We start from the raw sequence: 24,626 nt of genomic DNA on the forward strand, positions 1-24,626 counted from the left end.
GATGGCTTTGGCATGACCGTCCTCGCCAACGCCGTGGCCCTCTTTGCCTTCGTGGTCAAAGGCCTGGCCGGATTCGGCCCCGCGCTCTTCATCGTCCCCACCCTGAGCCTGGTCAGCCCTCTCAAGACCGTCGTCCCCTACACCGCCTTCCTCCTCTTTCTGGCCAACCTCCCCATGCTCTACCTGGTTCGCCGCCACCTCAACGTGCGACGCGATCTGCCAGCGGCGCTGGCGTATGCCCTCGGCATCGCCCTCGGCACCCACGCCCTGATCGCGCTTCCGGAAACGCTGCTGAAAAAAGCGTTGGGGCTCGTCCTCCTCGGCTTCGCCCTTTGGATCTTCTTCCGGCCCAGCGAACCGTCCGCTCCGCCGGAAGAGACCCTCGGGGAAACCCTCCGGCTCGGGCTCGCGAGCTTTGGCGGTGGCTTTCTGGTCGGCATGGTCGGGGCCGGTGCTCTGCCCTTTTTAATTTACGTTCCCCTGCGTTATCCAAAAAACGAGGCCCGGGCGCTGTTCACTGCGGTCTTCGCCCTGGGAACCCTGGCCTGGACGCTCTCTTACGCCGCCACCGGACTTTTGCGCCTCGAGCAGGTCAAACTGGCTTTCTTCACCCTCCCCGGCGTCCTCCTGGGGCTGGGCCTTGGCAACGCCCTGGCCAGCACCCTCTCCCAACGAGCCTTCGCCCGGGCGCTGGGCGGTCTATTGGTACTCCCTGCACTAAAGTTGCTCGGCCTGTTCTGATATCCTCACATCGTGCGGACCCTCCTGCTCTCCGATATCCACGGCAACCTCCCCGCCTTCAAGGCCGTGATGTCGCACGCCTCGAAACAGGGGTTCGATCGCGTTTTCTTCCTCGGCGACGCCGTGGGGTACTACCCCGACGGCGACGCGGTGGTCGGCGCTTTGCGAAAACTCAACGCCCAGGGGGTCCTCGGCAATCACGATGCCTGGATGCTGGCCCCAGAGTGGCAGACGTCCTCGGGCTACATCTTCGACATTCTCAACTGGCAGCGGGCACACATGCGCCCGGAAAACACCGACTACTTGCTCCGCCTGCCCTGGCACCACGAAGGCGAGCGCCACCACATGGTCCACGGCAGCCCTTGCGACCCCATGACCTACATCGACGAGCTCGAGGTCGCCCGTCAGGCCTTCACCTGCACCGCCAAAACCTGGATCTTCCACGGCCACACCCATCTGGCCGGCGCGTTTTTGGCCCTGGAAGGGCCGAACGGCCCCTGGATTCGCTACCGTCCGTTCACCAAGGAGAAAACCGTGCTCGCCCTACCGCCCCGGGGCCGGATCCTCGTCAACCCGGGCTCGGTGGGGCAGCCCCGGGATGGCCTTCCGCTTGCCGCCTACGCGATCTGGGATGAGGCGAGTGCCCGTATCGAGGCCTACCGGGTTGCTTACGACCTGGAGGCCGTGCGGCGGCGCCTGGCCGATGCCGGGTTTCCCCTGCAGCTCTACGAGCGACTCAAGGTGGGACGATGATCGAGGTCATAGGTCACGAGAACGCTCGAGACCTCCTCGCCCAGTCGCGGCCCCAGAGCCTTCTGCTCAGCGGGCCTGAGGGCGTGGGGCGCCGGCATCTGGCCGCCTGGTTCGCCTACGGCCTCAACTGTGAACAGGGCTTTCCCCCGTGCGGCCAGTGCGCGAGCTGCCGCCAATCCCCGCACCCCGATCACCTCGAACTCGCCCCTAAAACCACCAGCCGTTCGGGCGAGACCGCCCAAAACCCCCAGATCCACATCGACCAGATCGTTCCCCGCTCGGGAGCCGAAGCGCAAAGCCTGCTCGAATGGATCGAGTCCGCGCCCCAGTTCCGGCGCAAGGTGGCGGTCATCGACGGCGCCCACCAGATGACCGAGGCCGCAGCCAACGCCCTGCTCAAGCTGCTTGAAGAACCGCCCGCGTATGCCCACCTGGTGCTCATCGCCCCGAGCAAAGATGCCGTCCTCAAAACGCTCGCTTCCCGCTGCTTCGAGATCCGCCTGGCACCGCTCCCCCTCGAACGCCTGAAGACCCTGAGCGACGATCCCGACATGCTCGCCTTTGCCCAAGGCGCCCCCGGCCGGCTCCTCTGGGCGCTCGAGCACCCGGCCGAGGTGCGCGACGTGGTCAAGCTGGTGGATGGCCTTTTGCTGCACCTTGACGAGGGACCCCGGGCCCTCGAGCTGGCCAAGGCCCTATTCAACCAGTTCCTCCGGGAACCCTCGCCACGCCCCTTCCTCGAACGGGCCTTTGCCCGCCTCGAAGCACGCGAGCGACTTGCCGCCCTCAGCCTGTTGCGCGAGATCGAGCGAGCCCGGCGCGCTTACGTTCACACCGATCTTCTCGCCGCCTACCTGGTCCTGAAACTGAGGAGGATCTATGGAAACGTGCGTACCCGTACGCTTTGAAGCCAAACCCAAGCACCACCTGGCCACCTTCCGCGGCCAGCCCCCCGCACCCAACGCACAGGTGGTGGTGGTTACCCGGGAAGGCCCGAGGCTGGCCGTGGTCCGAGGCAAGCCCCAAAACGGGCAGGCGGAGATGGAAATCCTACGCCTGGCCACGCCCGAAGACCTTTCCCGCCACGCCACGCTCAAGCAACGGGCAGAGGCGCTTCGCTGGCGGATCAAAAGCCTGTTTCGGAGCAAATACCCGGGGGTCAAGATCGTGGGCGTCGAGTACACCCTCGACGGGGCGGTCCTCTTCGTCCGCTACCACGCCGAACGAAAGGTGCGGCTCGGCGCTGAACTCAAGCGCCTGGCCCGGGAATCGGGTGCGCGGATCGAGCTCGTCGCCCTCGGCGCACGCGATGAAGTGGCGGAGCTGGGGGCGATCGGGGCCTGCGGCATGGAGACCTGCTGCAGCACCTGGATGCAGGATTTCGGCCCGACCACCATCCGCATGGCCCGGGACCAACAACTCCCTCTCTCACCGGAAAAAATCTCCGGGCCCTGTGGCCGGCTCCTTTGCTGCATCGCATACGAGCACCCGATCTACAAGGAACTCCTCGAGCAGCTCCCCAAAAAGAACGCCCGGGTCTGCACCAAGTCCGGCGTGTGCGGCAAGGTCGCCAAGCTCCACCCGCTCAGCCTGGAGGTCGAGATCAGGACCACCTCGGGCAGCCTCGTCCGGGCCAAATCGCACGAGATCGAACCCTGGCAGGAGGACAAAGCATGATGCGGGTCTCGGTGATCGAGCGAGCCCTGGACCGATTTTTCCACTTCTACCCCGGCGTGGTGGCCATCGTGGGAGCGAAAGATCCCAGCCACGGGGCCAACTTCATGCCCGCAGTCTGGAACACCGGGCTCTCCTTTGACCCCCCGCTCTTCGGCGTCGCCATCAGTCCCAAGCGCCACACCTACCGGCTGCTGGAAAACGAGGCCCCCTGGAGCGTTTCGTTTCTCTCCTTCGAGCACGCCGAGCTGGCGGCCCGCCTCGGCAGCACCAGCGGGCGGGACCTCAACAAGGTCAAAGCCTTTGACCTCGAGGTCCTCTGGGGGAAGGCGCTCGAGGTGCCGATCCTCAAAAACGCCTTCGCCGCCTACGAACTCGAGCCCGCCGGCCGGGTCAAGACCGGCGACCACGACCTTTTCATCGGGCGGGTGCGCGCCGTGTGGGAAGACGGGGCCGCCTTCAACGAAGAAGGCATTCCCCTGCCTGAGCGCGTCCGGCCGCTCCTCTACTTCGGTCGCTTCCGCTACGGATCGCCGGACGAGGAAACCGTTCGCCTGAAGTTTCGATGACCCACGCGACCAGGATCAAAAAGCGGCTAAGGACCCTGAGAATCAACCGGGCTCGGACCGAAGCCCAGCTGGTCCTGCTCGAGGGCGTGATCCACTTTCGCGCCGACGGTCACGCGCACTGGGCCAAGGCCCGGGGCACCCCCGAGGTCGAAGCCGCCGGACGGGCGATCCTGGCCTTTCGCCTCGAGGGCCGGCGGCTGGTGGTCGAGTTCGACGACGGCAGCGTCCTCGCGGTGCAAAGGGGCTGGCGCGGCACCTGGGCCACGACCGAAACCGCCTTCACTTGACCAGCAACACCGGGCACTTGGAAAGCGCCACCACCTTCTGGCTCTGGCTGCCGAGCAACATGCCCGCCAGGCCGCTGAGCCCCCGGGTGCCCATCACGATGAGGTCGGCCTGTCGCACCTCGGCCACCCGCAAGATGGTCTCCGCCGGCGGGCCCTCGAGGACCTCGATCTCCAGCGACGCCACCTCGCCGACCAAAGCCCGGGCCTCGTCCACGACGGACTCGGCGTGGACGAGGCGGCGGGAGAGCGCCTCTTCGAACAAAGGCTCGCCGAGCCACTCGGGAACCGCGTCATAGGCGTAGACCACCACCACGGTGGCGCCGTGGGCGCGGGCTTCGTCGCCGGCCAAGCGGGCGGCCTTCCGGGCGTGCTCCGATCCGTCGTAAGCCAAAAGAATTGTCTTGTACATACCCCAAGCCTAGCAAGGCGACGCGAGCGCTGAGAAGGCCCGGGAAACTGACCCGCGGGTCAGAAAATGCAGTAGACTCATCGGCGTGAGCCCGGTGGCCTTTCTTCACCTCGTCACCTTCTTTTTCTTCCTCGCCTACGGCCTAACCATCCCTTCGCTCCCGCTCTACCTCGAATCCCTCGGACTCAAGCCCGCCTGGATCGGGTGGGCGGTTTCGCTCATGCCGCTGGCGGGGCTTTTGCTCCGCCCGTTCGGCGGCTGGGCCACCGACGCCTGGAGCCGCCGCCAACCGGCCCTCCTCGGCCTTGTGGCCAGCGCCGCGGCCGGCCTTTTTTACCTGGGCCCCCTCGCCGCCGTGCTGATCGGACGGTTCCTGCAGGGGGTGGGCATCGCGCTCTTTGCCCCCAGCACCCTGGCCCTCACCTCCGACCTCGCCGAGGAAGAGGTGGTTGGCCGGGTCATGGGCACCCGGAACCTCCTGATCGGCCTCGGGGTCATGCTGGGGACCGCGCTCGGGGGAACGCTGCTTGACCTGGGCGGGCCCAAAGCGGTCTTCCTCCTCGTGTTCCTGGTGCAGCTCCCCTGGCTCATCCCCATGGCCAAAACGCCGGAGACCCTCATCGACCCCAAGCCCAGACGTTGGTGGGAGGGCTTCGTCGAGGTCTTCGCCCTGGCACCGCTCAGGGCCTCGACCTGGGCCAACGCCGGGTTCGCCGCAGTTTTCTCTATCCTGCAAGCCTTCTACCCCCTCTTCCTCCTCCGCAACGGCTACCCCGCGAGCTGGGTCGGCGGCTTCCTCGGCTACTACAGCCTGGTCTCGGTGCTGGCCCGGCTGCCCGCGGGAATGCTCGCCGACAAAAAGGACCCGGCGCGGGTGGCGCTCTTTGGCTTCGTGGTGGCCACGCTGGGGTTCTTCCTGCTCTGGGCGTTCCCCCTGCCGCTGGCAGCGTTCGCCGGCGGCACCCTCATGGGCCTCGGCGCCGGGTTTTACCTCCCCGCCAACATCGTGGTGGTCACCAAGGCCGTCCCCTTTCGCCTCCGGGGATCGGCCTTCAGCCTCTTCACCGCCAGCTGGGACGCCGGGGGCCTGCTCGGGCCGCCGCTCGCCGGCATGGTCATCGGCCTCACCGGCGTGAGCGCCATTTTCCCGCTGGCGGCGCTCGGCGCCCTGCTCACCACAGTGGGTTACGTCCTGCTCCTCCCCCGTCGCTAAGCGGGCACTCGCGGCCTCTTTGCGGCGGGGTCTTTGCAGCTTTGGTATAACGGGTAGGCTATGGCGAAGGCGAAGGGTCCAACCCCCCAATCCCAGGATTTCTCAGCCTGGTACCTCGACGTCATCCAGATGGCGGAGCTCGCCGACTACGGCCCGGTCCGGGGCACCATCGTGGTCCGGCCTTACGGCTACGCGCTTTGGGAAAACATCCGGGCCACACTCGACGAGATGTTCAAGGCCACCGGCCACCAAAACGCCTACTTTCCCCTCTTCATCCCCATGGGGTTTTTGCAAAAGGAAGCCCAGCACGTGGAGGGCTTTTCTCCCGAACTGGCGGTGGTCACCCACGCCGGGGGCGAAGAGCTCGAAGAGCCGCTCGCCGTCCGCCCCACCTCGGAGACCATCATCGGGTACATGTGGTCTCGCTGGATCCGCTCCTGGCGCGACCTTCCCCAGTTGCTCAACCAGTGGAACAACGTGGTGCGCTGGGAGATGCGCACCCGTCCCTTCCTCCGCACCAGCGAGTTCCTCTGGCAGGAAGGCCACACCGCCCACGCCACCAAGGAAGAGGCCGAGGAAGAGACCCGGCGCATGCTCGGCGTCTACGTGAAGTTCGCCACCGAGTACGCCGCGCTGCCGGTGATCGCCGGGCTCAAGACCGAAAAGGAAAAGTTCGCCGGGGCGGTCTACACCACCACCATGGAAGCGATGATGCGGGACGGCCGGGCCCTCCAGTCGGGCACTTCACACTTCTTGGGCCAGAACTTCGCGAAGGCCTTCGACATCACCTTCCAGGACAAGGACCTCGAGGAGAAGTACGTCTGGACCACCTCCTGGGGCCTTTCCTGGCGCATCATCGGCGGCATCATCATGACCCACGGCGACGACCGGGGTCTCATCTTCCCCCCCAAACTCGCGCCGATCCAAGTGGTCATCGTCCCCATTTATAAGTCGGAGACTCGCCAGGAGGTCCTCGAGGCCGCCGCAACGCTCCAGGCCGAGCTCAAGGCCCAGGGCGTTCGCGTCCACGTCGATGACCGCGACCAGTACACCCCGGGCTTCAAGTTCAACGACTGGGAGCTCAAAGGCGTTCCCTTCCGCATCGAGCTCGGCCCCCGGGACGTGGCGGCCAAGACCGCGGTTCTGGCCAGCCGTCTGGGTGGCAAGGAACCCCTGCCCCTCGGCGAACTCGCGGCCCAGATCCCGCAAAAGCTCGAGGACTTCCACCAAGCCCTCTTCGAGCGCGCCCGCCTCTTCCGCGACCAGCGCACGCGCGTCGTCGATGACTACGAAAGCTTCAAGAAAGCCGTGGCCGAGGGCTTTGCTCTCGCGTTCCACTGCGGGGACGTGGGCTGCGAAAAGGCGATCCAGGAAGAGACCAAGGCCACTACCCGGGTCATCCCCTTCGACGCCCCGGAGGAAAGCGGAAGCTGTGTCCGCTGCGGGAAGCCGGCGGCCTACGGCAAACGGGTGGTCTTTGCCCGCGCCTACTAAGCGAACGCCCATGAACTTCTCAAGAACGCATGGCGGCCGTTCACGTTTTTCCGGGCCCCCGCCCTGGCAAGGGCCGCGGCGGGGCACTTAAAGCCATGCCCGCCGCGGCCCCCTGTCCCCAAGAAAGCCGCCAGGCGAGGCGCCGGCGCGCCAGGCATATCCTGGCTGCCCTTGTCGCCACCTACCAGGACGCCAAAACCGAGCTTTACCACGAAAACCCGTTCCAGCTCCTGGTGGCCACCGTACTCTCGGCCCAGTCCACCGACAAGGGCGTCAACCGGGTGACACCCGAGCTCTTCCGTCGCTGGCCCACGCCCGAGGCCTTGGCCAACGCTCGACCCCAGGCGGTGGAGGAGGTCATCAAGACCCTGGGGCTTTTCCGCACCAAGGCCAGGAATCTGGTCGCCCTGGCCCAGGCGCTCGTCGAGACCTACGGAGGCGAGGTGCCCCCGGACCCCCGCGAGCTGCAAAAGCTCCCGGGCGTAGGTTGGAAGACGGCCACGGTGGTGGCCGGGGCTGCGTTCGGGATACCGGGGATCGCGGTCGACACCCACGTAAGCCGGGTGGCGCGGCGGCTCTGCCTCAGCGAGGCCACATCACCCCCCAAGATCGGTCGGGATCTGGAGACGCTTTTCCCCAAGGAACGCTGGATTTTCGTCCACCACGCCCTGGTCCTCCACGGGCGTTACGTCTGCACCGCGCGCAAACCCAAGTGCGCGCGGTGCCCGCTCGCGCCTCACTGCCCGAGCTACCACTCGTTGGTGAACACCTTGGCCGAAACCGGCTCCACCCGGGCTTCGCCCTCCGCTGGCCCCACCTCCTCGACCTCGGACTCGTCCCAAAAAACCTGACCGTCGGTCACGTAAGCCTCGACGACCTCCCGCAAACGCTCGGGCTCGGCCACGACCGAAAGCAGCTGGAAGTAGTGGTGGGAGCCGGGGCTTTGCCATGGCTTGCCCGACTGGGGAACCACCACCACCATCACACGAAAGGCTCGCATGCCCCTACCCTAACCCGCCAATAGGCCACCAGCGAGCTTTGTCTCAGGGCTTCGCCAGCTTTTGGATGCCGATGCGAGATCGGCGCCCGTTTTCGGGCCCTGCCGTGGCCAAAGCCACGGCAGGGCACTCAGTAGGCGAGCAAATGACGAACGGCACTGGCGACCCGCTCCGGCGTAGGCCGGTAGTGGGGCTCGAGGCGGTAATAAGGGGGGCTCGGGGCATCGAATCCTGCCAGACGCAGCACCGGGGCCTCGAGGTATTCCACCGCTTCCTCGGCGATCCGCGCCGCAACCTCCGCTCCCACGCCGCCGGTCTTCGGCGCCTCGTAGAGCACGAGCGCGCGGCCGGTTTTGGCCACCGAGTTCAGAATGGCCTCGGTATCGAGGGGGTAGAGGGTCTCGAGATCGATGACCTCGAGGGCCACCCCTTCTTTGGCCAGCTGCTCCGCGGCGGAAAGCGCCACCGGGACCATGCCCCCGTAGGCGAAAACCGAGGCTTCCTTCCCTTCGCGCACCACCCGGGCCCGCCCGAGGGGGTGGGTGTAATAGCCCTCCGGCACCGCTTCGCGCAGCGACCGGTAGAGCTTGATCGGCTCGAGGAAAACCACCGGATCGGGATCTTCAATGGCAGCGAGCAACAACCCCTTGGCGCGTTCGGGGCTTGAGGGCACCACCACCTTGATGCCGGGCGCGTGCACCAGGATCGCCTCCGGGCTGTCGGTGTGCTGCTCGGGGGAAGGAATCCCGCCGCCAAAGGGGGCCCGGATCACGAGCGGCAGCGTGAAGCGGCCTCGAGTGCGGTGCCGGTAGCGCCCGAGGTGAGAGAGGATCTGATCCAGCGCCGGGTAGATGAAACCGGCGAACTGAATCTCGGCCACCGGATGCAATCCAGAAAGCGCGAGACCGATGGCGAACCCCACGATGCCCGACTCCGAGATCGGGGCGTCGAAAACGCGCGACTCACCGTGTTTTTCCTGGAGTCCCTCGGTCACCCGGAAGACGCCGCCCATGGCCCCCACGTCCTCACCGAAGAGCAGCATCCGATCGTCGTGAGCCAGGGCGACGTCGAGGGCGTCGCGAAGCGCCTCGACCAGATTGAGCTCAGGCATGGCGACCCTCCCGGAGCGCATTCCAGGCGCGGCGGAGCTCGGGCGGCATCACGGCGAACACCTCCTCGACGATGGTCTCCGGGGCGGGTTCGGTTACCGAATCCGCCTCGGCCACCGCGGCGTCGATCTCGGCGTCAACTTCCTGGAGGTAAGCGTCCTCCCGCGCCTGATCCCAAAGCCCGAGGTTTTCCAGCAGCGACCGCAATCGCCTGACCGGCTCGGCCGCCTCGTGCTCGCGCACCTCTGCCTCATCACGATAGCGACGGGGATCGTCGGAGGTGGTGTGGGGCCCGAGGCGGTAGGTCCGCGCCTCGATGAGGAAAGGGGTGCGCGCCTTTCGGGCGGTGGCGACCGCTTCCCTGGCCACGGCCCACACAGCGACGAGATCGTTCCCGTCAACCACCCTGGCGGGAATGCCATAGCCTTCTGCCCGCAGGGCAACGTAGGGAACGTTCATCTGGCGCCGAGTGGGCACGCTGATGGCCCAGCCGTTGTTTTGCACCATGAGGACCATCGGCGCCCCCATGACCGAGGCCATGTTGAGCCCCTCGTGAAAATCGCCCTCGGAGGTGCCGCCGTCCCCGATGAAGGTGGCCACCACCCAGTCCTCGCCGTGATACCGCCCGGCCGCGGCGAGCCCTGCTGCCTGAGGAATCTGAGTGGCGATGGCGATGTAAAAGGGAAGGATCCGAAGCTCTTCCGGGAAACGCCAGCCCTGGGGGTAGGCACGCCAAAAGAGGAGGGTGGTGACCAGGGGCAAGCCGAAGGTGATCGCGGCGCCGGTTTCACGGTAGGTCGGCACCATCCAGTCTCCATCCCTTAAAGCCAGCGCCATGCCCACCTGCGCCGCCTCCTGACCCCGGTAGGGGGGATACACGCCGAGCCGGCCCTGGCGCTGCAGGGTCAGCGCGCGTTCGTCGAAACGCCGGGCGCGCAAAAGCGCCCGGTACCCCTGAACGAGCTCGTCTTCGGAGAGTGCAAGCTCGGCAACAGGCTTCCCTCCCTCGTCCACATACCGCAACACTTCCACGTTTTCACCTCACCCCAACCCTATGGGCCAGGGGCGGGCGAGGTCAAGCGAGGGTAGAGCGCCCAGCCGTTGACCACGGCACGGGCACGGTCAGGGAATCTCAACGTTCCATCGACCCAAAGCTGGGCCGAGCCCCCGGAATCCATGCGCAGCGCGCCCCAGGCGCCGAGCCGAGCCAGAGCCCGGGCCAGCACACCAGGCGTGGTCTTCTCGCTGACCACGAACCACACCGCCCCTTCCCGGGTCCAGGCCACCGCCGCCTGGTAGGTAACCTTCTGGATCACGGGGGAACCCGGCTCAAAACGCTCCCTGGACGGCGTATAGGCGTACCGCCCGCCCTGGACCAGCAACGGACCGGCCTCGAGGGCCCAGCGCACCGGCGGGTCGAGCCGGACGCGCAAGTGAATCGCCGTTCCCAGCGGGAGGTGGGCATAAGGCGCCTCGCCCTCGGGGTAAGCCAGCGCCCAGTAGCCGGCGGCAAGCCGGTACGGGGCCTTCCGCCGGGCCACCACCCGCCCACCGCGAACCACCAGGAGCGCCTCGCCACGACGCCCGATCACCCCGGGGACGGTGTAGGCCGTCAGCCGGGCCGGGGTGGCGTTCATCCCCACCGCCACCTGGCGGCCACCGAAACGCACCCAGGCTCTTACCCTGGGAAACACGGCGTCGACGCCGTAACCATCGCTCACCAGGGTCGCCCGCCCGTAGGGATAAGCGATGGTCACCCCATCGGAGACCCAAAGACCGATGGGCGTTCCCGTCGCCGGATCGAAATACCCCCCGTTGATGAGGCCAACCGCCCCGCTGGCCAGGGCGGAAAGATCCTGCCGCTTCCCCGCCACGCCGACCGCCCGGAGCTCGTAGGCGCCGGGCGCCGCACTCAGCCCGTAGAGCTTGAGGGGGTAGGGCACGTAGGCGTAACGCTCCCAGTACACAAACCCCGGGCGCACGACCTCACGCCGCTCGGGCTCACGGGCGTAGAGGTCGACCACATACCTTGGAGGATCGCCAAGGCCAAAGGCATAGAGGAAGGCGACGCGCCCCGGGGGCGGACTGTAGATCAGACGGGTCCCCAAAGGTCCGTAAACGAAACGCAGTCTGGGATCCCGAATGGGGTTCTCAACGTAAAACGGCAGTTCGAGCTCGAAAGGGCCATCCCGCCGGGCCACGGTCGGAAGTGCAACCGGCGCCGGCAGGTCGAAGACCACCCGCCACTTCTCCGGGTAACGGCCAAGCCGCAACCGCACCACCGGCACCGAGGGGTCCCAAAGACCGGCGGCCCGGAGAAGTGAGGGCTCGAGGGCCAGGGCCCCACCCTTTGGCGGGGGCAGGCTGGCCGGGAGCGGGGGCGCCCAGCCAAACCCCGGAATGAAGGTGAGCCGTACCCCACGACCGGCGAAGGTGATGGCCTCGCCGGTCTGGCGGACGGTGAGGCCCAGCCAGCTCGCCGGCACCGCCGCCCAGCCCGGCGAGGCCAGGAGGAGGAAGAGCCCGAAAACCCTAAAGATCCATTTCAAAGCCCCGGCCCGCATAGCGCCAGCCCTCCCACACCCCAAAGGCCAACAACGCCCCGCCCACGATCGCCAGGGCCAGCGTCAGCACCCGTTTGGGCGTGAGCCAGGGCGGCGGCCTCGCCGGGTCCAAAACCCCACTGGTAAAGGCCTCCGCCCCCTGGAGCGTTATGGCATCGAGGGCGCTGGGGCCATCGGTGACCCCGCGGGGCGACCAGATCCCCCCCTGGGGCGTCGCCTTGCGGAAGCCCCAGGGGGCAAAGGGATCGTAGAGCCCGCTGACCACGAAGTAACGGGCCCGTTTCGCTTCAAGCGGCGTGCGGACGACGATCCACTCTCCCTCGCGGCGGGCCTTTAGGGCGGCGACGCTCTTCCCATCGGGCGTTCGCAGCTCCGCCCCCCAGCCGGTCACAAGGATCACCTCGTCCACCCCCTCGCCCTCAGGGGTGCGGAAACCAGCACCGGGCAAGACCTCGACCCCACCCGGACGGTCGTCCACGTAGGCGGCGAGGACGGCGAGCGAAAATCCGAGGGGAGCGCCAGCGGGGTTAGGGGTTTGCGCGAGCCGGAAGCCCAGCACCAGTTTGCCGCCCTCGTCCCGGGCGAAAAACCCCAGCAGGTCCACGGCGCCGGGCTGCTGCGCGACCTCGACCCGGGGAAAGGCGTACCCCGGCGGCGGAACATCGCCCGAGGGGTCGGACACGAGCAGAGCGGCGGCGAGTGCGAGCGCGATCACTTGAGCAATCCTACCAGGGCCCCGACCACCTTTTCAGGGTCGTGCTGGGCCAGTGGCCCCGCCTCTCGAAAATCCCCGGTGATGACCCGCACGCCCTTGGCCTGAAACGGGCCGGGATCGAAGGCAACCGGGAAGCGGCCCTCCGCCGCATACCTGGCCCGGACCGGCTCGGGGATGGGCTCGGTGTGTACCAAAACCACGTCGGGCCTCCGCCCCAGGTGACGCTCGACCGCAGTCAGGTGATCAAAGGCATCGTAGCCGTCGGTCTCCCCGGGCTCGGTCATGATGTTGGCCACGTAGACCAGAGGAACCGGGCTTTCACGAATCGCCGCCTGGACCGCGGGGGGAAGAAAGCTGGCGATGACGCTGGTGTAAAGACTGCCGGGCCCGAGCACAAGAAGATCGGCTGAACGGATGGCTTCAGCGACCTCGGGCATCACCGAGACCTCGGCGGGATCGAGCCGCACCCGATCGATGCGGCCCGCCGAGGCGCGGAGGGCGCACTCACCCCAGACCACCCGCCCCCCCGAGAGATCGGCGACCAGCGTCGCGGCATCGGGCGTGCTCGGCCACACCGAACCCATGAGGTTCAGGATCCGGTTCGCCTGCCGGGTCGCTTCCGCGAAATCGCCCGTCAACTCGTGCAGGGCCACCAGGAAGAGGTTGCCAAAGGTGTGGCCCTTGAGCCCGCTCCCTTTTTGGAAACGGTACTGCATCAACTCGGGCATGCGCTCGGCCTCGGCCAGCGCTGCCATACAATCGACGAGATCGCCGACGGCAGGCAGCCCAAAATCCATCCGCAAGCGGCCGGTCGAACCCCCATCGTCGGTCGCCGCCACCACCGCCGTGGTGTGGGCGGTATGGCGCCTGAGGCCTGAGAGCACCCGGGAAAGCCCGGTGCCACCCCCGAGCGCCACGATCCTCGGCCCGGCCTCGAGGCGCCGCCGCTGATACACCAGCTCGGCCACCCGGTCGGGGTCGGTGATCGCCGAGAGAACGCTGCGATTCATGGCCCGGATACCGCCCAAAAGCAGCAAGAGCCCGGCCACGAAGATGACCCCACCGGCCACCGACGGCGAAGCCCCGTAGGCTTCAAAAAGCCTTGCCAGATCGTGGATCGGGGCCACCCCGCGCCCGGAAAACCACACCCCGACCCCGACGAGCAACAGCACCAGCCCCAAAGCCGCCAGGGCGGCAAAGCGCTTGACCCGCATCCCGGGAAAGAGCCAGCGGAGGCTAGTTTTTCCCCAGGTCACGGTGCATCACCTCCACCTCGTAGCGGCTCGCGAGGTCCTCGGCCAACCGGAGAACGAGGGCCGCGCTTCGGTGGTAGCCGCCGGTACACCCCACGGCCACGGTGTAGCCCCCCCGCCCCTCGCGCTGAGCGGCCTCGGCGCTGAGGCCCACCAGGCGCAGCATGGCCTGGTAGCGATCGTCGGTTCCCGGCGCGAAGACGTAGGCCTGAACCTCGGGCAGGGTCCCGGGCTTTTCCCGCAGCTCGGGTTCGTAGTAGGGATTGGGGAATCCCCGGGCGTCGAGGACCAAATCCGCATCCTGGGGCGGCCCCCACTTGAAGCCGAACGAAACCAGCCGCAGCAAAAAGCCACGTGCCTCGCCCAGGAGATCGAGCAGGCGGGATTTGAGCGCCCTGGGCGCGGTCTCGGAGGTGTCGAGGACAAAATCCGCAATTTCCCGGAGCGGCGCCAGAACCCGGCGCTCCCTGGCGAGCTCGCTCATCAGAGAACCGGTTCCGAGCGGGTGAAGCCGTCGTGTGAGGTTATACCGCCGGAGCAAAACCTCGGGGCGGGCCTCGAGGAACACCACCTCGACCCGGTGGCCCGCCTCGCGCAGAGTCTCAAGCTGGGCCGGAAGCTCCGAGATCCAGGCGGCGCCGCGAACATCGAAGACCACCGCCGCCCGCTCGATGGCCTGGCCTTGCAAATGCTCGAGCAATAAAGCCCAGATCGGCGGCGGGAGGTTATCGACGGTGAAAAACCCGGCGTCCTCGAGGGCAAACCGCGCCGTGGTCTTCCCGGCCCCGGAAAGCCCGGAGAGCAACACGAGTCGCATCGAGGCCAGTGTATACCCAAGTCACGCGGGCTCTGGGTCAAGGTATAATCGCCGCCGGGATGCGGGTACGCGCGGGGGAAATCCACGACGCCAAAAAACTCGAAGCGCTTCTCGAATCGGTGCTCGGCAAGGGACTGGACGCCGAAGAGTCCGCCCAGTTCGCGCGTCACCTGCTTTATTTCCTGGCCTCGGAGGGCAACGCTCTGCTGGTCCTCGAGGACGGCGACGACCTGGTCGGGGCGGTGACGGTCTGGATCCGCCAGGGCCTCTTCGACGACCTGCCCACGGCCCGGGTCGACCGGCTGCTGCTTTCACCCACCCACAACACCGAGGCGGCTGCGCTCATGCTGCTCGAGCAAGCCGCGGCGCTGGCCCGGAGCGTTGGCGCCGGAGACTTTGAAGTCCTCACCGATACCGACCTCCCCCTCGAACCAGGGTTTTTCGAACGGCTCGGCATGACCGCGCTCGGCGCTTACCGGGCACGGATACGCTAGGAGGATCCATGGACGTCTTGGAAAAAGGTGCGCCTGCCCCCGCGATCACGCTGCAGGCTGAAAACGGCGAAACCCTGAACCTCGGCGAACACAAAACGCCGGTGGTCATCGTCTTTTTTCACCCGGTGGTGTTCGCGAGCCGGCACGTGGTCGGCTACCTGAGGCGGTTGCCCCAGATCGCCCCCAACGTCCCGGTATGGCTGATCTCCACCGCCACGCCCGAGGAAACCAAAATCTACACCCAGGACTACCTGGAAAACTTCCCCATCGTGCAAAACGGATGCCAGGCCCTCAAGGCCTTCGGGGGACGCTTCGTCCCCGCCACCTACCTCTTCCACGAAGGGAAGGTCGAGATCGCCTTCACCGGTTTCCACCGCCTGGCGCTCAATACCCTGGGCCGGCGCGCGGCCGAGCTCAGCGGCGGCAAACCCAAGGATCTGGTCACCGACACCGACAACAAGGGCGAATACGAACTGGCGGAAGTCGCCCCCTGCCAATGACCCTCCCCTGACACCCCTCGGCAATCATGGCCGGGTGAAGGTGCGACGGATCCTGATCCTCTGCACCCACAACTCGGCCCGGAGCCAGATGGCCGAGGGGTGGGTGCGACATTACGCCCGGCTGGCCGGGCTCAAGATCGAGGTCGGCTCGGCCGGAATCCAAAAAACTCACGTCAAGCCCGAGGCCATCCGGGTCATGGGCGAACGGGGCATTAACCTCGGCGGCCACCGCTCGAAAACGCTCGAGGCCTTCACCCATTGGGAAAACTTCGACCTGGTCATCACCGTGTGCGACCAGGCGGCCACCGCCTGCCCCACCCTACCGGCGGGAACCCACCGCCGCCACGTCAGCTTCCCCGACCCGACCGGGAAAAGCCTCGCCGTCTGGCGAGAGGTCCGGGACGCCCTCGAGCGCATGAGCGCGTTCCTCGTCGGTTGCCTGGCGCGGGGCCAGATCCCCAAGGCCGAGGCCCTGCAGCGGGTCGCCTGGCCTCAAGGGCTTGACGCAAGTCATGGCTCACGGGTAAACGCAGGGGTACAATCCGGGACCATGGAGGCCATCGATCCCAAGATCACGGTGAACGAGATCATCGCGCAAAACCCCGAGGCCATGACGGTTCTGGCCCAGCTCGGCATCGACACCTGCTGCGGTGGCAGCGAGCCACTGGCCAAGGCCGCCCAGGAGGCCGGCGTTTCCCTGGAAGAGGTCGTCGCCGCCCTCGAGGCCCTTAAGGAGGCGAGATGAACCTCCTCGATCTGGCCAGCTACGGCCCGCGGCGCCACGTCCAGCTCATCGCCGATCACCCCGAGGCGCGGCTGGTTCTCTTCAGCCTGAGCCAGGGCCAGGAAGTCTCCGGGAGCGGCGAACCCCGGGTTTTTCTGCTATGCCTGGAGGGCGAGGGCGAGCTCTGGGCCGGGAATGAGCGGCGAAAGGTCGGCCCCGGCGAACTCCTGGCCTGCGAGCCGGGAAAACCGCACGGAGCCAAGGCGACCGGCGAGCGCTTTTTGGTGCTCGGCATCATCACGCCCAGACCATGATCCTCGCCAGCCGACTCGCCCTTTCGGCCTCGCTCATCTGGTTCGCGCTGGCCAGCGTGCTCGGCCTGCTGATGGGCCTCGACCTCATCCCCCACGCCTGGCGCACCGCCCACGCCCACATGCAGCTCCTCGGCTTTCTCAGCATGATGGTCTACGGGGTCGCCTACCACGCCCTGCCCCGCTTTCGCGGCGTCCCCTTCCGGCGGCCCGGCGTGGCCCTGGCACAGGTCGCCGTGGCCAACGCTGGCCTTTTGGGGATGGCGCTCGGCTGGGGTCTTGACTGGCCGGGATATGTGTGGGGGCTTTTTTCCGGGCTGGAGCTCCTCGCCATCTTTACCTTCGTCGCGCTGATGCTCGAGGTCCTTTGGACCAGGCCCAAGTCGGCGGCGACCTTCCGTGGTCCCCGCTAGGCCCCAAGGCGAAAAGGGAACCCCCGGGGGCATCCCCGGGGGTTTCTTGGTGGAGCCGGTGGGACTTGAACCCACGACCTCCTCAATGCCATTGAGGCGCGCTCCCAGCTGCGCCACGGCCCCAGCCGCACTGGCTATATTAGCGAAGGCCAGGGAATTTGTCAAAAACGAAGCCCCGGCCCGGCCTCACACCCCCACCCAGCTCTCGGGATCCCAGGGGTAGACGATCCAGTCCGAGGTTTGAAGGGCGTAATGGTCGGGCCCGTCACCGGGAAACGCATTGTTGGTCGGCTTAAAATGCAACACCGCCACCTCAGGCTCGCCGCCCGCCTGCTTGACGCGCTCGCGAACCGCCACCGCGGTTCGGCCCGAATCCCAGACATCGTCGACCACCAGAACCTTCTTATCGAGGACCAGGGCGTCGACCGGGAACTGGAGGAAGTGGGGCTCGTCGTGAGCGCGGACCGTGTCGTCGTAGAGCATCACCGCGGCCGTGAGCACGTTCCGAATTCCCAGGGCCTCGGCGAGCAGCGCGCCGGGAATCATCCCCCCGCGGGTAATCGCCAACAGCGCATCGTAGTTCCTGCCAGCGAGTTTCCCGAGCAAAATCCGCGCGTGATCGAGGATATCCTCCCAGCTGTAGACCACCTTCTTCACGCCGCACCTCCAGCCGGAAGCGGCTTATCCAGCTCAAAGGCGCTGTGGACCGCACGAAGCGCTTCCTCGGCCCGATCGGCGTCGATGATCACGCTGATGCGCACCTCGCTGGTGGCGATCATGTGGATGTTCGCGCCCACGCTGGCCACGGCCTCGAACATCCTCGAGGGAATCCCCGGGGTGCTCGCGAGTGCGACCCCGACGATGGAGAGCTTGGCGATGTCTCGCTTGACCACCACCTCGCCACCCAGCGTCTCGAGGACCGGCCGGATTACGTCCAGAGCATCCTCCACGTAGTCCCTGTGGACGGTGAACGCCATCTGGGTCCGGCTGGCTTCGTGCCTCGGCACCCCTTGGATGATCATGTCGACGCTGATCCCGGCCTTCCCCAGGGCATTGAACACCCGTGCCGCCACGCCGGGACGGTCGGGAATGCCCACCAGACCGATCTCCGCCTGTTCCAGATCCAGCGCCACGCCTGTCACCGGCCTTGTGAGTTTCATATCCTTTGCCTCCCCAACGATCGTGCCCGGGTTGTAACTGAAGCTGCTGCGAACGTGCAAGCGCACCTTGTATCGCTTGGCGTACCACACCGCCCGGGGGTGGAGCACCTTGGCGCCCAGGGCGGCGAGCTCGATCATCTGATCGTATCCGATCGCCGGAAGCTTTTGCGCCTCTGGGATCAGGTGGGGGTCGGTGGTGTAGACCCCTTCGGTGTCGGTGAAGATCTCGGCCTCGTGGGCCCCGACGGCCGCCGCGATGGCCACGGCGGTGGTGTCCGACCCGCCCCGGCCCAGCGTGGTCAGCTCGCCCTCCGGCGTCGTCCCCATGAACCCGCCGACCACGGCGACCTTCCCCTCGCGCACCACCTTGAGGATGCGCTCGGGCCGGACCTCGACGATGCGGGCGTTGGTGTAGCGGCCGTCGGTCACGATCCCGATCTGGTGCTGGACGAAGCTCTGCGCCGGGATCCCCAGGGCCGAGAGCTGCAGAGCGAGCAGGGCGGCCGAATGCTGCTCGCCGGTGGCCATGAGCATATCGAGTTCCCTCGGCGTCGGGCGCGGGTGGACGCGCCGGGCCAGGGCCACGAGCTCGTCGGTGGTGCTGCCCATGGCACTCACCACCACGATGACACCGAAGCCCTGCTCCCGGTAGTGCTGCACCCGAAGCGCGACCTTTTTGATCTTGTCGAGGTCGGCCACACTGGTCCCGCCGTACTTCTGGACGATCAGCGCCATCTTGCCTGGGATGCTACCACGAGCCTTGAAAATCGCAAGACCCGCCACGGTATAGTAAGGGCCAAGGTGAACCTAAGCGCGCCTTTTGTGCTCGTGCTCAACCAGGGCTACGAACCCCTCGGCCTGACCAGCATTCGCAGGGGCGTGGCGCTGGTCATCAGCGGCCGCGCTGAGACGGTGGTCACCTCCCCGCTGACCCTCCACACCCCATCGGCGCCGTACCCGGTGCCGAGCATCGTCCGGCTCAAGCGCTTCGTCCGCCGCCCCCAGGGGCGGCTTTCGCTTTCCCGAAAAAACGTCCTGCGCCGCGACCGCTACACCTGCCAGTATTGCGGCAGGAGCAACGTCGAGCTCACCCTCGACCACGTCATCCCCAAGAGCCGGGGCGGCCGGACGAGCTGGGACAACCTGGTCGCCGCCTGCCTCCGCTGCAACGCGAAAAAGGGGAATCGAACCCCGGAAGAGGCGGGGATGCGGCTTCTGAGGCCACCCCGCGTCCCCCGCTATCACGAGGCGATCCTCCTCGAGGTCCCCGAACCCCCCGAGCCCTGGCGTACCTACCTGGTGGGTTAAGCACCCCGAGCCACGGCACGTCGGTCGCGGTCATTTGGCCTCGCTCACCACCACCAAAAGCACCGCGCCCAGCACCATGGCGGCGCCAACGTAACCGAGCCAGGTGAATTGCTCGCCCCACCACAGGTACGCAAAGAGCGACGCCAGAACCGGCTCGAGGGTGGCCACGACGCTGGCCCGGGTGGCCTCGAGCCGGGCCAGCCCCCGGGCGTAGAAGGCATAGGCGAGGTAGGTCGAGGCGAATCCGATCACGGCGAGCCAGGCCCACTGAAGTGGCTCACCGGGCCACATCCGAACGAAAGGCAAGAGCAAAGCGGCGCCGACCAGAAGGGCCAGGGCATAAATGGCCTCCGCCGGATGGCGGGCGAAATACAGCTTGCCAAAGATGTAGTAAAGGGCGTAACCAAGGCCGGAAGCCATGCCCCAAAGCACCCCGCGCAGGCCGAGCTCGATCTCGCCGCCTGAACCAAGAACCAGCACCATCACCCCGGAAACGGTGAGGCCGACGGCTATGACCTTCGGGCGGTGCATCGGCTCTTTAAGAATGAGCGCCCCGAGGACCGCCACCCAGGCCGGGGCGGTGTAGAGCAATACCGAAGCCAGAGCCGCCCCACCGTATTCCACCGCCAGCTGGTAGCTCAGGTAGAAAAACGCCACCCCGACCGCGCCAAAGGCCACCACCGGCAAAATCACCGTGCGCGGCAGAAAAAGCCGCTGCCTCGCCGTGGCATGAAAAAGAAAAAAACCACCCCCGATCAGGGCGCGAAAAAAAGCGACTTCGACCGGGGTCATTCCCGTGGCAAAGAGCGCGCGGGCGACCGGCCCAATCAGGGCCCACAGCGCCGCCGCCATGGCAATGTAGAGGTAACCCACGCCCCGTATTGTGTCACGAAGCCAAAAAGTGCGCCCCGCTCCGGTCACGTGTTAAATTGTTGGAGACGAGAGTCCCCACCCACCTTCCCCGATGGGCACCAGGCCCAAAGCGCGGGAAGCCAAAAGGAGGCGAACGACATGGCCAAAGTCAGGTTGGAAAACGTTTGGAAACGCTTTGGAAAAGTGGTCGCGGTCAAGGACTTCACCCTCGACACCGAGGACGGCGAGTTCGTGGTCTTCGTCGGCCCTTCGGGGTGCGGCAAGACCACCACCCTCAGAATGATCGCCGGTCTTGAGGAAGTTAGCGAAGGCAACGTCTACATCGGCGATCGCCTGGTCAACGACGTCCCGCCCAAAGACCGCGACATCGCCATGGTCTTCCAGAACTACGCCCTTTACCCCCACATGAGCGTCTACGACAACATGGCCTTTGGTTTGCGCCTGCGGAAAGTCCCTCGCCAGGAAATCGAACGCCGGGTTAAGGAAGCGGCGAAGATCCTCAAGATCGAACACCTCCTGAAACGCAAGCCCCGCGAGCTCTCCGGCGGGCAGCGGCAGCGGGTGGCCCTGGGGCGCGCCATCGTCCGCGAACCCCATGTTTTCCTTATGGACGAGCCCCTCTCCAACCTCGATGCCAAGCTCCGCGTCGAGATGCGGGCCGAGATTTCGAAACTCCACCGCCGGCTGGGCGTGACCACCATCTACGTCACCCACGACCAAGTCGAGGCCATGACCATGGGCGAGCGGATCGTGGTCATGAAGGACGGCGAAATCCAGCAGGTTGACTCGCCCATGCACCTCTACGCGTTCCCCGTCAACAAGTTCGTCGCCGGCTTCATCGGCAGCCCGGCGATGAACTTCCTCACCGCCAGCGTCGCCGACGAGGGGGGCAAGGTCTACCTCGTCAGCGAGGCCATGAAGATCCGCACCAACGACAAAATGGCCAAGGAGCTCCGGGAAGGTGGCTACATCGGCAAGCAGGTCTGGCTCGGCATCCGCCCCGAGCACCTGGAACTCAAAGGTCACGCCCAGGTCGAGGAGGACGAAAACGCCATCAAGGGTGAGGTCGAGGTGGTGGAACCCCTGGGCGCGGACACCGAAATTCACGTCAACAGCAACGGCACGCTGATCACCGCCCGGCTCGACGGTTACGTTCCGGTCCAGCCGGGGCAGGTGGTCGAGCTGCTGGTCCACCGCGAACGCCTCCACACCTTTGATATGGAAAGTGAACGGGTCATCTCCCACGCCCAGGAGAAAGAAGAAGTCAGCGCTTGAGGCCAGCGGCAGCCTCAGGCTGTCGCTGGCCATCACCATCGGCGCCCTGGCCTTCCTGCCCTCGCTCACCGTTCTGTTTGCGGTGGGCTACATCGCCCCCGAGGTGTGGGGCAAGCTGGGGTGGCCGGTTTTGGGCTGGATGTCGGTGGCACTTTTCGTCTCGGCGGGCATCGGCTACTGGGTGGCCCGCCGCATTCTCCTGCCGCTTGAGCGGCTGGAACGCGATATGCGTTACCTCCGGGTGAGCCGGCGCTCGATCGGCGACCTCTACCTCCCCCCGGCCGACCGGGCCGAGCCGCTCGAGGTCGCCACCGTGCGCCGGCGCTTCGAGGAGGTCCTCGAGCACCTGCGCCAGGCCGCCGAAGAACGCGAGGCCTTTTACGCCATGCTGGCCCACGACCTGAAAACGCCCATCCTGGCCGCCGGCCGCGCCACCCAGTACCTGCGCGAGGCCCACGACATCGGCCGGGAAAACCGCTTGATGCTGCTGCGACAGCTCGAGGGCGAGCTCGAGCGCGTCTACCGCCTGCTCGAAAACCTGCTCACCGCGAGCCGGATCGAAAACGTCCGCCCCAAAGCCCGGGTTGAAAACCTTCGCGAACTGGCCGAGCGCCTCCGCCTGCGCCACCTGCCCCAGGCCAGCGACCGCGGGGTCGCCATCCGGGTGCAGGGGCATGGCTTTGCCAAGATCGACCGGGATATGATCGAACGCGCCATCGACAATCTGCTCGACAACGCCATCCGGCACGCGCGCAAAAGCATCACCATTCACGTCGGCGACGGCTGGATCGAGGTGGCTGACGACGGCCCCGGCCTGCCGGCGCCACTGGAGGAGCTGGCCCGGCCCTTCCGCAGCCAAAGGCGCTACGAGGTACGCTCGGGAAGCGCCGGGCTCGGCCTCTACATCGCCCGCCGCATCGCCGAGATCCACCATGGCCGGCTCACCGCCACCGGCAACGGAGGCGCCCGATTGAGGCTCGAGGTCAACTACGACCCGAAAACCGTCTACGAGACCATGGAAACCATCTGGTGAGGAGGAACGGTGCGCATACTCATCGCCGATGACCATCCCCTTTTTCGCGTTGGCCTTCGGGCCATGCTCGAGCGCGAGGGGTTTCAGGTGGTGGCCGAGGCCGAAAACGGCGAGGAGGCCGTGGCCCTCACCCTGAAAAAGAACCCCGAGGCCGCGCTGCTCGACGTCAAGATGCCGGTCATGGACGGGCTTGAGGCGGCCGAGCGGCTCCGGGAGGCCGGTTACAAGGGTTTTATCGTGATGCTGACCACCTTTACCGAGCCGGCGCTGCAGGTCGCCGCGGCGCGATCCGGTGCCAACGCCTACCTCTCGAAGGAAGCGAGTCCCCTCGAGGTCGCCCAGACCCTGCGAGGGCTGGCGAGCGGTCGACTCAAGAGCTTCACCCCACCGGAGGTCCCCGAGCTCACCACCCGCGAACGCCAGGTCCTTTCACACCTGGCCCAGGGGCTTTCCGCCAAGCAGATCGCAAAGGAGCTCTCGCTCAGCCCGGAGACCGTTCGCGACCACATCAAGCGCCTCTACCAAAAGCTCGAGGCCGGGAGCCGGATCGAGGCCCTGGCCAACGCGCGGAATCTGGGGCTGCTCTAGGATGACGACGCCGAGCGTTTCCGTCCTCATCCCAGCCGCGGGCGCCGGTCAGCGTCTTGGCCTTGGTCCCAAGGCGTTCGTCGAAGCCGCGGGCAAACCCCTCCTGGCCTGGGCGGTGGAAGCCTTCGCCTTCGCCGACGAGATCCTCGTCGCCCTCCCCCCCGGTCACCGTCCGCCCAAGGGGCTTAAAGCCCACGTCCTCGAGGGCGGCGAGCACCGCCAGGACAGCGTGGCCCGCCTGCTCGAGGTGGCCCAGGGCGATATCGTCCTGGTCCACGACGCCGCCCGGCCCTACGTGGTGGCGCGGGTGGTGCAGTCGGTCTTCGAAGCCGCAAAGCACACCGGCGCCGCCGTTCCGGTGATCCCGGTTCCCGACACCCTGATCCGGGATCAAAACGGCACCTACGGCGAGCAGCTGCCCCGGGAGCGCTATCGCCTGGTGCAGACCCCGCAGGGGTTCTTTCGCAACCTGCTGCTCGAGGCCCACCAAAAGGCCCGCCGCGACGGCTTTTTGGGCACCGACGAGGCCACGCTGGTCCGCCGGCTGGGCTATCCCGTGACCCTGGTCCCCGGCGACCGGCGGATGCTCAAGGTGACCTACCCCGAAGACCTGGCGCTGGTGGAAGCCCTCCTCAAGCGGTCTTCCTAGATGATGTAGAGCGGCCGGGGCGATCGCTCAGTCGCCGGGCTCGACGAAGGTGGCCACCGCCTCGAGCGGTTTTTTGCCAATCACCGGCACCCGGGCTTCGGGCGACGGATAGCCGGTCACCACCAGCATGAAGGGGCGCTCGTTTTCCGGTCGGCCGAGGAGATCGCGCAAAAACCCCATCGGGCTGGGGGTGTAGGTCAGCGTCGCCAGCCCGGCGAAGTGAAGCGCGGCGATGAGAAACCCGGTGGCAAGCCCCACCGACTCGGTCACGAAGTAGTGCTTCACGCGCCGCCCCCCGGCATCGAAGCCGTAGGTTTGGGCGAAGACCGCGATCAACCAGGGCGCTTCCTCCAGAAAGGGCTTCGAGGGTCCGGTGCCAAGCGGTTTGAGGGCACCCTTCCAGGCCTTTGGCGCTCGCCTGGCGTAGAACTCGCGCTCCACCGCCTCGGCGCGGAGGCGGATGGCCCGCTTTGTCGCCGGATCCGACACCGCGACGAAATGCCAGGGCTGCTGGTTGGCCCCGCTCGGCGCCCGGGCCGCGCTCTGGATCGCCAGCTCGATCACCTCGCGAGGCACGGGCCGGTCGCTGAACTGCCGCACCGAGCGACGGGTCCGGATCTGCCGGTAAAACCCGCGCGCCCGTTCAAGCAACGCCTCTTCCGAGGGAGCTCGGTAGACAAGGGGAACGAACGACTTTTCCAT

Annotated in this window: 31 protein-coding genes, 1 tRNA gene and 1 pseudogene; 20 read left to right on the top strand and 13 right to left on the bottom strand. The window is 66.8% G+C overall.

Translation table 11 applies throughout. From position 1 onward, the window contains the following. Window positions 1-12: 12 nt before the first annotated feature. From ACZ5BT_RS02580 to ACZ5BT_RS02605, 6 genes are read left to right on the top strand one after another with little or no spacing between them, the layout of a single operon-like run. The gene (locus ACZ5BT_RS02580; RefSeq protein ID WP_464885070.1) at window positions 13-741 is read left to right on the top strand and encodes a sulfite exporter TauE/SafE family protein; all 729 of its coding nucleotides are present in this window, start codon (window positions 13-15) and stop codon (window positions 739-741) included. A gap of 12 nt (window positions 742-753) precedes the next feature. Beyond that, a complete protein-coding gene (locus tag ACZ5BT_RS02585; protein WP_464885071.1) occupies window positions 754-1,494 on the top strand; it encodes a metallophosphoesterase family protein in 741 nt (246 codons plus the stop codon). Next, window positions 1,491-2,402 (top strand): hypothetical protein, encoded by a 912-nt coding sequence (locus tag ACZ5BT_RS02590; RefSeq protein ID WP_464885072.1) that lies wholly within the window; start codon window positions 1,491-1,493, stop codon window positions 2,400-2,402. The genes ACZ5BT_RS02585 and ACZ5BT_RS02590 overlap by 4 nt, the downstream gene beginning before the upstream one ends. Continuing rightward, entirely contained in the window at window positions 2,374-3,171 is a 798-nt protein-coding gene (locus ACZ5BT_RS02595; protein ID WP_464885073.1) for a PSP1 domain-containing protein, read from the top strand. Before ACZ5BT_RS02590 ends, ACZ5BT_RS02595 begins: the two co-directional genes overlap by 29 nt. Continuing rightward, the gene (locus tag ACZ5BT_RS02600; RefSeq protein ID WP_464885074.1) at window positions 3,168-3,737 is read left to right on the top strand and encodes a flavin reductase family protein; all 570 of its coding nucleotides are present in this window, start codon (window positions 3,168-3,170) and stop codon (window positions 3,735-3,737) included. The genes ACZ5BT_RS02595 and ACZ5BT_RS02600 overlap by 4 nt, the downstream gene beginning before the upstream one ends. After that, on the top strand, window positions 3,734-4,024 hold the full coding sequence (locus ACZ5BT_RS02605; protein WP_464885075.1) for a hypothetical protein: 291 nt from the start codon (window positions 3,734-3,736) through the stop codon (window positions 4,022-4,024). The genes ACZ5BT_RS02600 and ACZ5BT_RS02605 overlap by 4 nt, the downstream gene beginning before the upstream one ends. Here the strand turns inward: ACZ5BT_RS02605 and ACZ5BT_RS02610 are convergent. Next, the gene (locus ACZ5BT_RS02610) at window positions 4,017-4,433 is read right to left on the bottom strand and encodes a universal stress protein (protein ID WP_464885076.1); all 417 of its coding nucleotides are present in this window, start codon (window positions 4,431-4,433) and stop codon (window positions 4,017-4,019) included. The genes ACZ5BT_RS02605 and ACZ5BT_RS02610 overlap by 8 nt on opposite strands. Window positions 4,434-4,518: 85 nt before the next feature. Here ACZ5BT_RS02610 and ACZ5BT_RS02615 point away from each other — a divergent pair, with 85 nt between their 5' ends. The 3 genes from ACZ5BT_RS02615 to nth all read left to right on the top strand — a co-directional run bounded on the left by ACZ5BT_RS02615 (window position 4,519) and on the right by nth (window position 7,991). Beyond that, complete coding sequence (locus tag ACZ5BT_RS02615) at window positions 4,519-5,646, top strand: MFS transporter (protein ID WP_464885077.1); 1,128 nt, start codon at window positions 4,519-4,521, stop codon at window positions 5,644-5,646. A gap of 60 nt (window positions 5,647-5,706) precedes the next feature. After that, entirely contained in the window at window positions 5,707-7,140 is a 1,434-nt protein-coding gene (gene proS / locus ACZ5BT_RS02620; protein ID WP_464885078.1) for a proline--tRNA ligase, read from the top strand. A gap of 95 nt (window positions 7,141-7,235) precedes the next feature. Continuing rightward, complete coding sequence (nth, locus tag ACZ5BT_RS02625; RefSeq protein WP_464885750.1) at window positions 7,236-7,991, top strand: endonuclease III; 756 nt, start codon at window positions 7,236-7,238, stop codon at window positions 7,989-7,991. Here nth and ACZ5BT_RS02630 read toward each other — a convergent pair. From ACZ5BT_RS02630 to rapZ, 7 genes are all read right to left on the bottom strand, one after another. Further along, a complete protein-coding gene (locus ACZ5BT_RS02630; RefSeq protein ID WP_464885079.1) occupies window positions 7,889-8,140 on the bottom strand; it encodes a hypothetical protein in 252 nt (83 codons plus the stop codon). The genes nth and ACZ5BT_RS02630 overlap by 103 nt on opposite strands. A gap of 128 nt (window positions 8,141-8,268) precedes the next feature. Beyond that, complete coding sequence (locus tag ACZ5BT_RS02635) at window positions 8,269-9,249, bottom strand: alpha-ketoacid dehydrogenase subunit beta (RefSeq protein ID WP_464885080.1); 981 nt, start codon at window positions 9,247-9,249, stop codon at window positions 8,269-8,271. After that, the gene (pdhA, locus tag ACZ5BT_RS02640) at window positions 9,242-10,279 is read right to left on the bottom strand and encodes a pyruvate dehydrogenase (acetyl-transferring) E1 component subunit alpha (protein ID WP_464885081.1); all 1,038 of its coding nucleotides are present in this window, start codon (window positions 10,277-10,279) and stop codon (window positions 9,242-9,244) included. Before pdhA ends, ACZ5BT_RS02635 begins: the two co-directional genes overlap by 8 nt. Before the next feature lie 20 nt (window positions 10,280-10,299). After that, on the bottom strand, window positions 10,300-11,796 hold the full coding sequence (locus ACZ5BT_RS02645) for a phosphodiester glycosidase family protein (protein WP_464885082.1): 1,497 nt from the start codon (window positions 11,794-11,796) through the stop codon (window positions 10,300-10,302). Continuing rightward, window positions 11,780-12,526, bottom strand: a complete 747-nt coding sequence (locus tag ACZ5BT_RS02650) for a glucodextranase DOMON-like domain-containing protein (protein ID WP_464885083.1) — start codon at window positions 12,524-12,526, stop codon at window positions 11,780-11,782. The genes ACZ5BT_RS02645 and ACZ5BT_RS02650 overlap by 17 nt, the downstream gene beginning before the upstream one ends. Then, a complete protein-coding gene (locus tag ACZ5BT_RS02655) occupies window positions 12,523-13,740 on the bottom strand; it encodes a gluconeogenesis factor YvcK family protein (protein WP_464885751.1) in 1,218 nt (405 codons plus the stop codon). Before ACZ5BT_RS02655 ends, ACZ5BT_RS02650 begins: the two co-directional genes overlap by 4 nt. A 22-nt stretch (window positions 13,741-13,762) precedes the next feature. Further along, a complete protein-coding gene (gene rapZ, locus ACZ5BT_RS02660) occupies window positions 13,763-14,596 on the bottom strand; it encodes an RNase adapter RapZ (protein WP_464885084.1) in 834 nt (277 codons plus the stop codon). 59 nt (window positions 14,597-14,655) lie between these two features. Between rapZ and ACZ5BT_RS02665 the strand changes: the two genes are divergently transcribed. The 6 genes and pseudogenes from ACZ5BT_RS02665 to ACZ5BT_RS02690 all read left to right on the top strand — a co-directional run bounded on the left by ACZ5BT_RS02665 (window position 14,656) and on the right by ACZ5BT_RS02690 (window position 17,038). Then, window positions 14,656-15,090 carry a GNAT family N-acetyltransferase gene (locus ACZ5BT_RS02665; RefSeq protein WP_464885085.1) on the top strand — a complete coding sequence of 145 codons (435 nt, stop codon included), beginning with the start codon at window positions 14,656-14,658 and terminating at the stop codon, window positions 15,088-15,090. Window positions 15,091-15,098: 8 nt separating this feature from the next. Then, window positions 15,099-15,590, top strand: a complete 492-nt coding sequence (locus ACZ5BT_RS02670; protein ID WP_464885086.1) for a TlpA family protein disulfide reductase — start codon at window positions 15,099-15,101, stop codon at window positions 15,588-15,590. A 40-nt stretch (window positions 15,591-15,630) separates the two neighbouring features. Continuing rightward, window positions 15,631-16,077, top strand: a pseudogene (locus ACZ5BT_RS02675) (arsenate reductase ArsC); the annotation flags it as partial. Between the two features lie 63 nt (window positions 16,078-16,140). After that, the gene (locus ACZ5BT_RS02680) at window positions 16,141-16,335 is read left to right on the top strand and encodes a DUF542 domain-containing protein (RefSeq protein WP_464885752.1); all 195 of its coding nucleotides are present in this window, start codon (window positions 16,141-16,143) and stop codon (window positions 16,333-16,335) included. Beyond that, window positions 16,332-16,628: a cupin domain-containing protein gene (locus ACZ5BT_RS02685; protein ID WP_464885087.1), complete on the top strand. Its 297-nt coding sequence runs from the start codon at window positions 16,332-16,334 to the stop codon at window positions 16,626-16,628. Before ACZ5BT_RS02680 ends, ACZ5BT_RS02685 begins: the two co-directional genes overlap by 4 nt. Further along, window positions 16,625-17,038 carry a hypothetical protein gene (locus ACZ5BT_RS02690; RefSeq protein ID WP_464885088.1) on the top strand — a complete coding sequence of 138 codons (414 nt, stop codon included), beginning with the start codon at window positions 16,625-16,627 and terminating at the stop codon, window positions 17,036-17,038. The genes ACZ5BT_RS02685 and ACZ5BT_RS02690 overlap by 4 nt, the downstream gene beginning before the upstream one ends. Before the next feature lie 47 nt (window positions 17,039-17,085). On the opposite strand, the gene ACZ5BT_RS02695 is transcribed toward ACZ5BT_RS02690, so the two are convergent. The 3 genes from ACZ5BT_RS02695 to ACZ5BT_RS02705 form a co-directional block, all read right to left on the bottom strand. Further along, window positions 17,086-17,161, bottom strand: a tRNA-Ala gene (locus tag ACZ5BT_RS02695). A gap of 63 nt (window positions 17,162-17,224) precedes the next feature. After that, on the bottom strand, window positions 17,225-17,695 hold the full coding sequence (locus ACZ5BT_RS02700; RefSeq protein WP_464885089.1) for a phosphoribosyltransferase: 471 nt from the start codon (window positions 17,693-17,695) through the stop codon (window positions 17,225-17,227). Continuing rightward, complete coding sequence (locus ACZ5BT_RS02705) at window positions 17,692-18,933, bottom strand: aspartate kinase (RefSeq protein WP_464885090.1); 1,242 nt, start codon at window positions 18,931-18,933, stop codon at window positions 17,692-17,694. Before ACZ5BT_RS02705 ends, ACZ5BT_RS02700 begins: the two co-directional genes overlap by 4 nt. A gap of 66 nt (window positions 18,934-18,999) precedes the next feature. On the opposite strand from ACZ5BT_RS02705, the gene ACZ5BT_RS02710 reads away from it, so the two are divergent. Beyond that, window positions 19,000-19,506 (top strand): HNH endonuclease, encoded by a 507-nt coding sequence (locus tag ACZ5BT_RS02710; RefSeq protein ID WP_464885091.1) that lies wholly within the window; start codon window positions 19,000-19,002, stop codon window positions 19,504-19,506. Between the two features lie 30 nt (window positions 19,507-19,536). On the opposite strand, the gene ACZ5BT_RS02715 is transcribed toward ACZ5BT_RS02710, so the two are convergent. After that, entirely contained in the window at window positions 19,537-20,379 is an 843-nt protein-coding gene (locus ACZ5BT_RS02715) for a DMT family transporter (RefSeq protein WP_464885092.1), read from the bottom strand. Between the two features lie 138 nt (window positions 20,380-20,517). On the opposite strand from ACZ5BT_RS02715, the gene ACZ5BT_RS02720 reads away from it, so the two are divergent. From ACZ5BT_RS02720 to ispD, 4 genes are read left to right on the top strand one after another with little or no spacing between them, the layout of a single operon-like run. Next, window positions 20,518-21,654 carry an ABC transporter ATP-binding protein gene (locus ACZ5BT_RS02720; protein ID WP_464885093.1) on the top strand — a complete coding sequence of 379 codons (1,137 nt, stop codon included), beginning with the start codon at window positions 20,518-20,520 and terminating at the stop codon, window positions 21,652-21,654. After that, entirely contained in the window at window positions 21,605-22,687 is a 1,083-nt protein-coding gene (locus tag ACZ5BT_RS02725) for a sensor histidine kinase (protein WP_464885094.1), read from the top strand. The genes ACZ5BT_RS02720 and ACZ5BT_RS02725 overlap by 50 nt, the downstream gene beginning before the upstream one ends. 9 nt (window positions 22,688-22,696) lie before the next feature. Continuing rightward, window positions 22,697-23,275, top strand: a complete 579-nt coding sequence (locus tag ACZ5BT_RS02730) for a response regulator (protein ID WP_464885095.1) — start codon at window positions 22,697-22,699, stop codon at window positions 23,273-23,275. 1 nt (window position 23,276) lies between these two features. Continuing rightward, window positions 23,277-23,924 (top strand): 2-C-methyl-D-erythritol 4-phosphate cytidylyltransferase, encoded by a 648-nt coding sequence (gene ispD / locus ACZ5BT_RS02735; protein WP_464885096.1) that lies wholly within the window; start codon window positions 23,277-23,279, stop codon window positions 23,922-23,924. A gap of 27 nt (window positions 23,925-23,951) precedes the next feature. Here the strand turns inward: ispD and ACZ5BT_RS02740 are convergent, their stop codons facing one another. Then, window positions 23,952-24,626: a nitroreductase family protein gene (locus ACZ5BT_RS02740; protein ID WP_464885097.1), complete on the bottom strand. Its 675-nt coding sequence runs from the start codon at window positions 24,624-24,626 to the stop codon at window positions 23,952-23,954.

It is taken from the genome of Vulcanithermus mediatlanticus, from assembly GCF_055385885.1.

Coding starts and splice junctions, on each gene's coding strand:
- ACZ5BT_RS02580 (WP_464885070.1), top strand. CDS start 13: ATGACCGTCCTCGCCAACGCCGTGGCCCTCTTTGCCTTCGTGGTCAAA.
- ACZ5BT_RS02590 (WP_464885072.1), top strand. CDS start 1,491: ATGATCGAGGTCATAGGTCACGAGAACGCTCGAGACCTCCTCGCCCAG.
- ACZ5BT_RS02595 (WP_464885073.1), top strand. CDS start 2,374: ATGGAAACGTGCGTACCCGTACGCTTTGAAGCCAAACCCAAGCACCAC.
- ACZ5BT_RS02600 (WP_464885074.1), top strand. CDS start 3,168: ATGATGCGGGTCTCGGTGATCGAGCGAGCCCTGGACCGATTTTTCCAC.
- ACZ5BT_RS02605 (WP_464885075.1), top strand. CDS start 3,734: ATGACCCACGCGACCAGGATCAAAAAGCGGCTAAGGACCCTGAGAATC.
- ACZ5BT_RS02610 (WP_464885076.1), bottom strand. CDS start 4,433: ATGTACAAGACAATTCTTTTGGCTTACGACGGATCGGAGCACGCCCGG.
- proS (WP_464885078.1), top strand. CDS start 5,707: ATGGCGAAGGCGAAGGGTCCAACCCCCCAATCCCAGGATTTCTCAGCC.
- nth (WP_464885750.1), top strand. CDS start 7,236: ATGCCCGCCGCGGCCCCCTGTCCCCAAGAAAGCCGCCAGGCGAGGCGC.
- ACZ5BT_RS02630 (WP_464885079.1), bottom strand. CDS start 8,140: ATGCGAGCCTTTCGTGTGATGGTGGTGGTGGTTCCCCAGTCGGGCAAG.
- ACZ5BT_RS02635 (WP_464885080.1), bottom strand. CDS start 9,249: ATGCCTGAGCTCAATCTGGTCGAGGCGCTTCGCGACGCCCTCGACGTC.
- ACZ5BT_RS02655 (WP_464885751.1), bottom strand. CDS start 13,740: ATGCGGGTCAAGCGCTTTGCCGCCCTGGCGGCTTTGGGGCTGGTGCTG.
- rapZ (WP_464885084.1), bottom strand. CDS start 14,596: ATGCGACTCGTGTTGCTCTCCGGGCTTTCCGGGGCCGGGAAGACCACG.
- ACZ5BT_RS02665 (WP_464885085.1), top strand. CDS start 14,656: ATGCGGGTACGCGCGGGGGAAATCCACGACGCCAAAAAACTCGAAGCG.
- ACZ5BT_RS02670 (WP_464885086.1), top strand. CDS start 15,099: ATGGACGTCTTGGAAAAAGGTGCGCCTGCCCCCGCGATCACGCTGCAG.
- ACZ5BT_RS02680 (WP_464885752.1), top strand. CDS start 16,141: ATGGAGGCCATCGATCCCAAGATCACGGTGAACGAGATCATCGCGCAA.
- ACZ5BT_RS02685 (WP_464885087.1), top strand. CDS start 16,332: ATGAACCTCCTCGATCTGGCCAGCTACGGCCCGCGGCGCCACGTCCAG.
- ACZ5BT_RS02690 (WP_464885088.1), top strand. CDS start 16,625: ATGATCCTCGCCAGCCGACTCGCCCTTTCGGCCTCGCTCATCTGGTTC.
- ACZ5BT_RS02705 (WP_464885090.1), bottom strand. CDS start 18,933: ATGGCGCTGATCGTCCAGAAGTACGGCGGGACCAGTGTGGCCGACCTC.
- ACZ5BT_RS02720 (WP_464885093.1), top strand. CDS start 20,518: ATGGCCAAAGTCAGGTTGGAAAACGTTTGGAAACGCTTTGGAAAAGTG.
- ispD (WP_464885096.1), top strand. CDS start 23,277: ATGACGACGCCGAGCGTTTCCGTCCTCATCCCAGCCGCGGGCGCCGGT.
- ACZ5BT_RS02740 (WP_464885097.1), bottom strand. CDS start 24,626: ATGGAAAAGTCGTTCGTTCCCCTTGTCTACCGAGCTCCCTCGGAAGAG.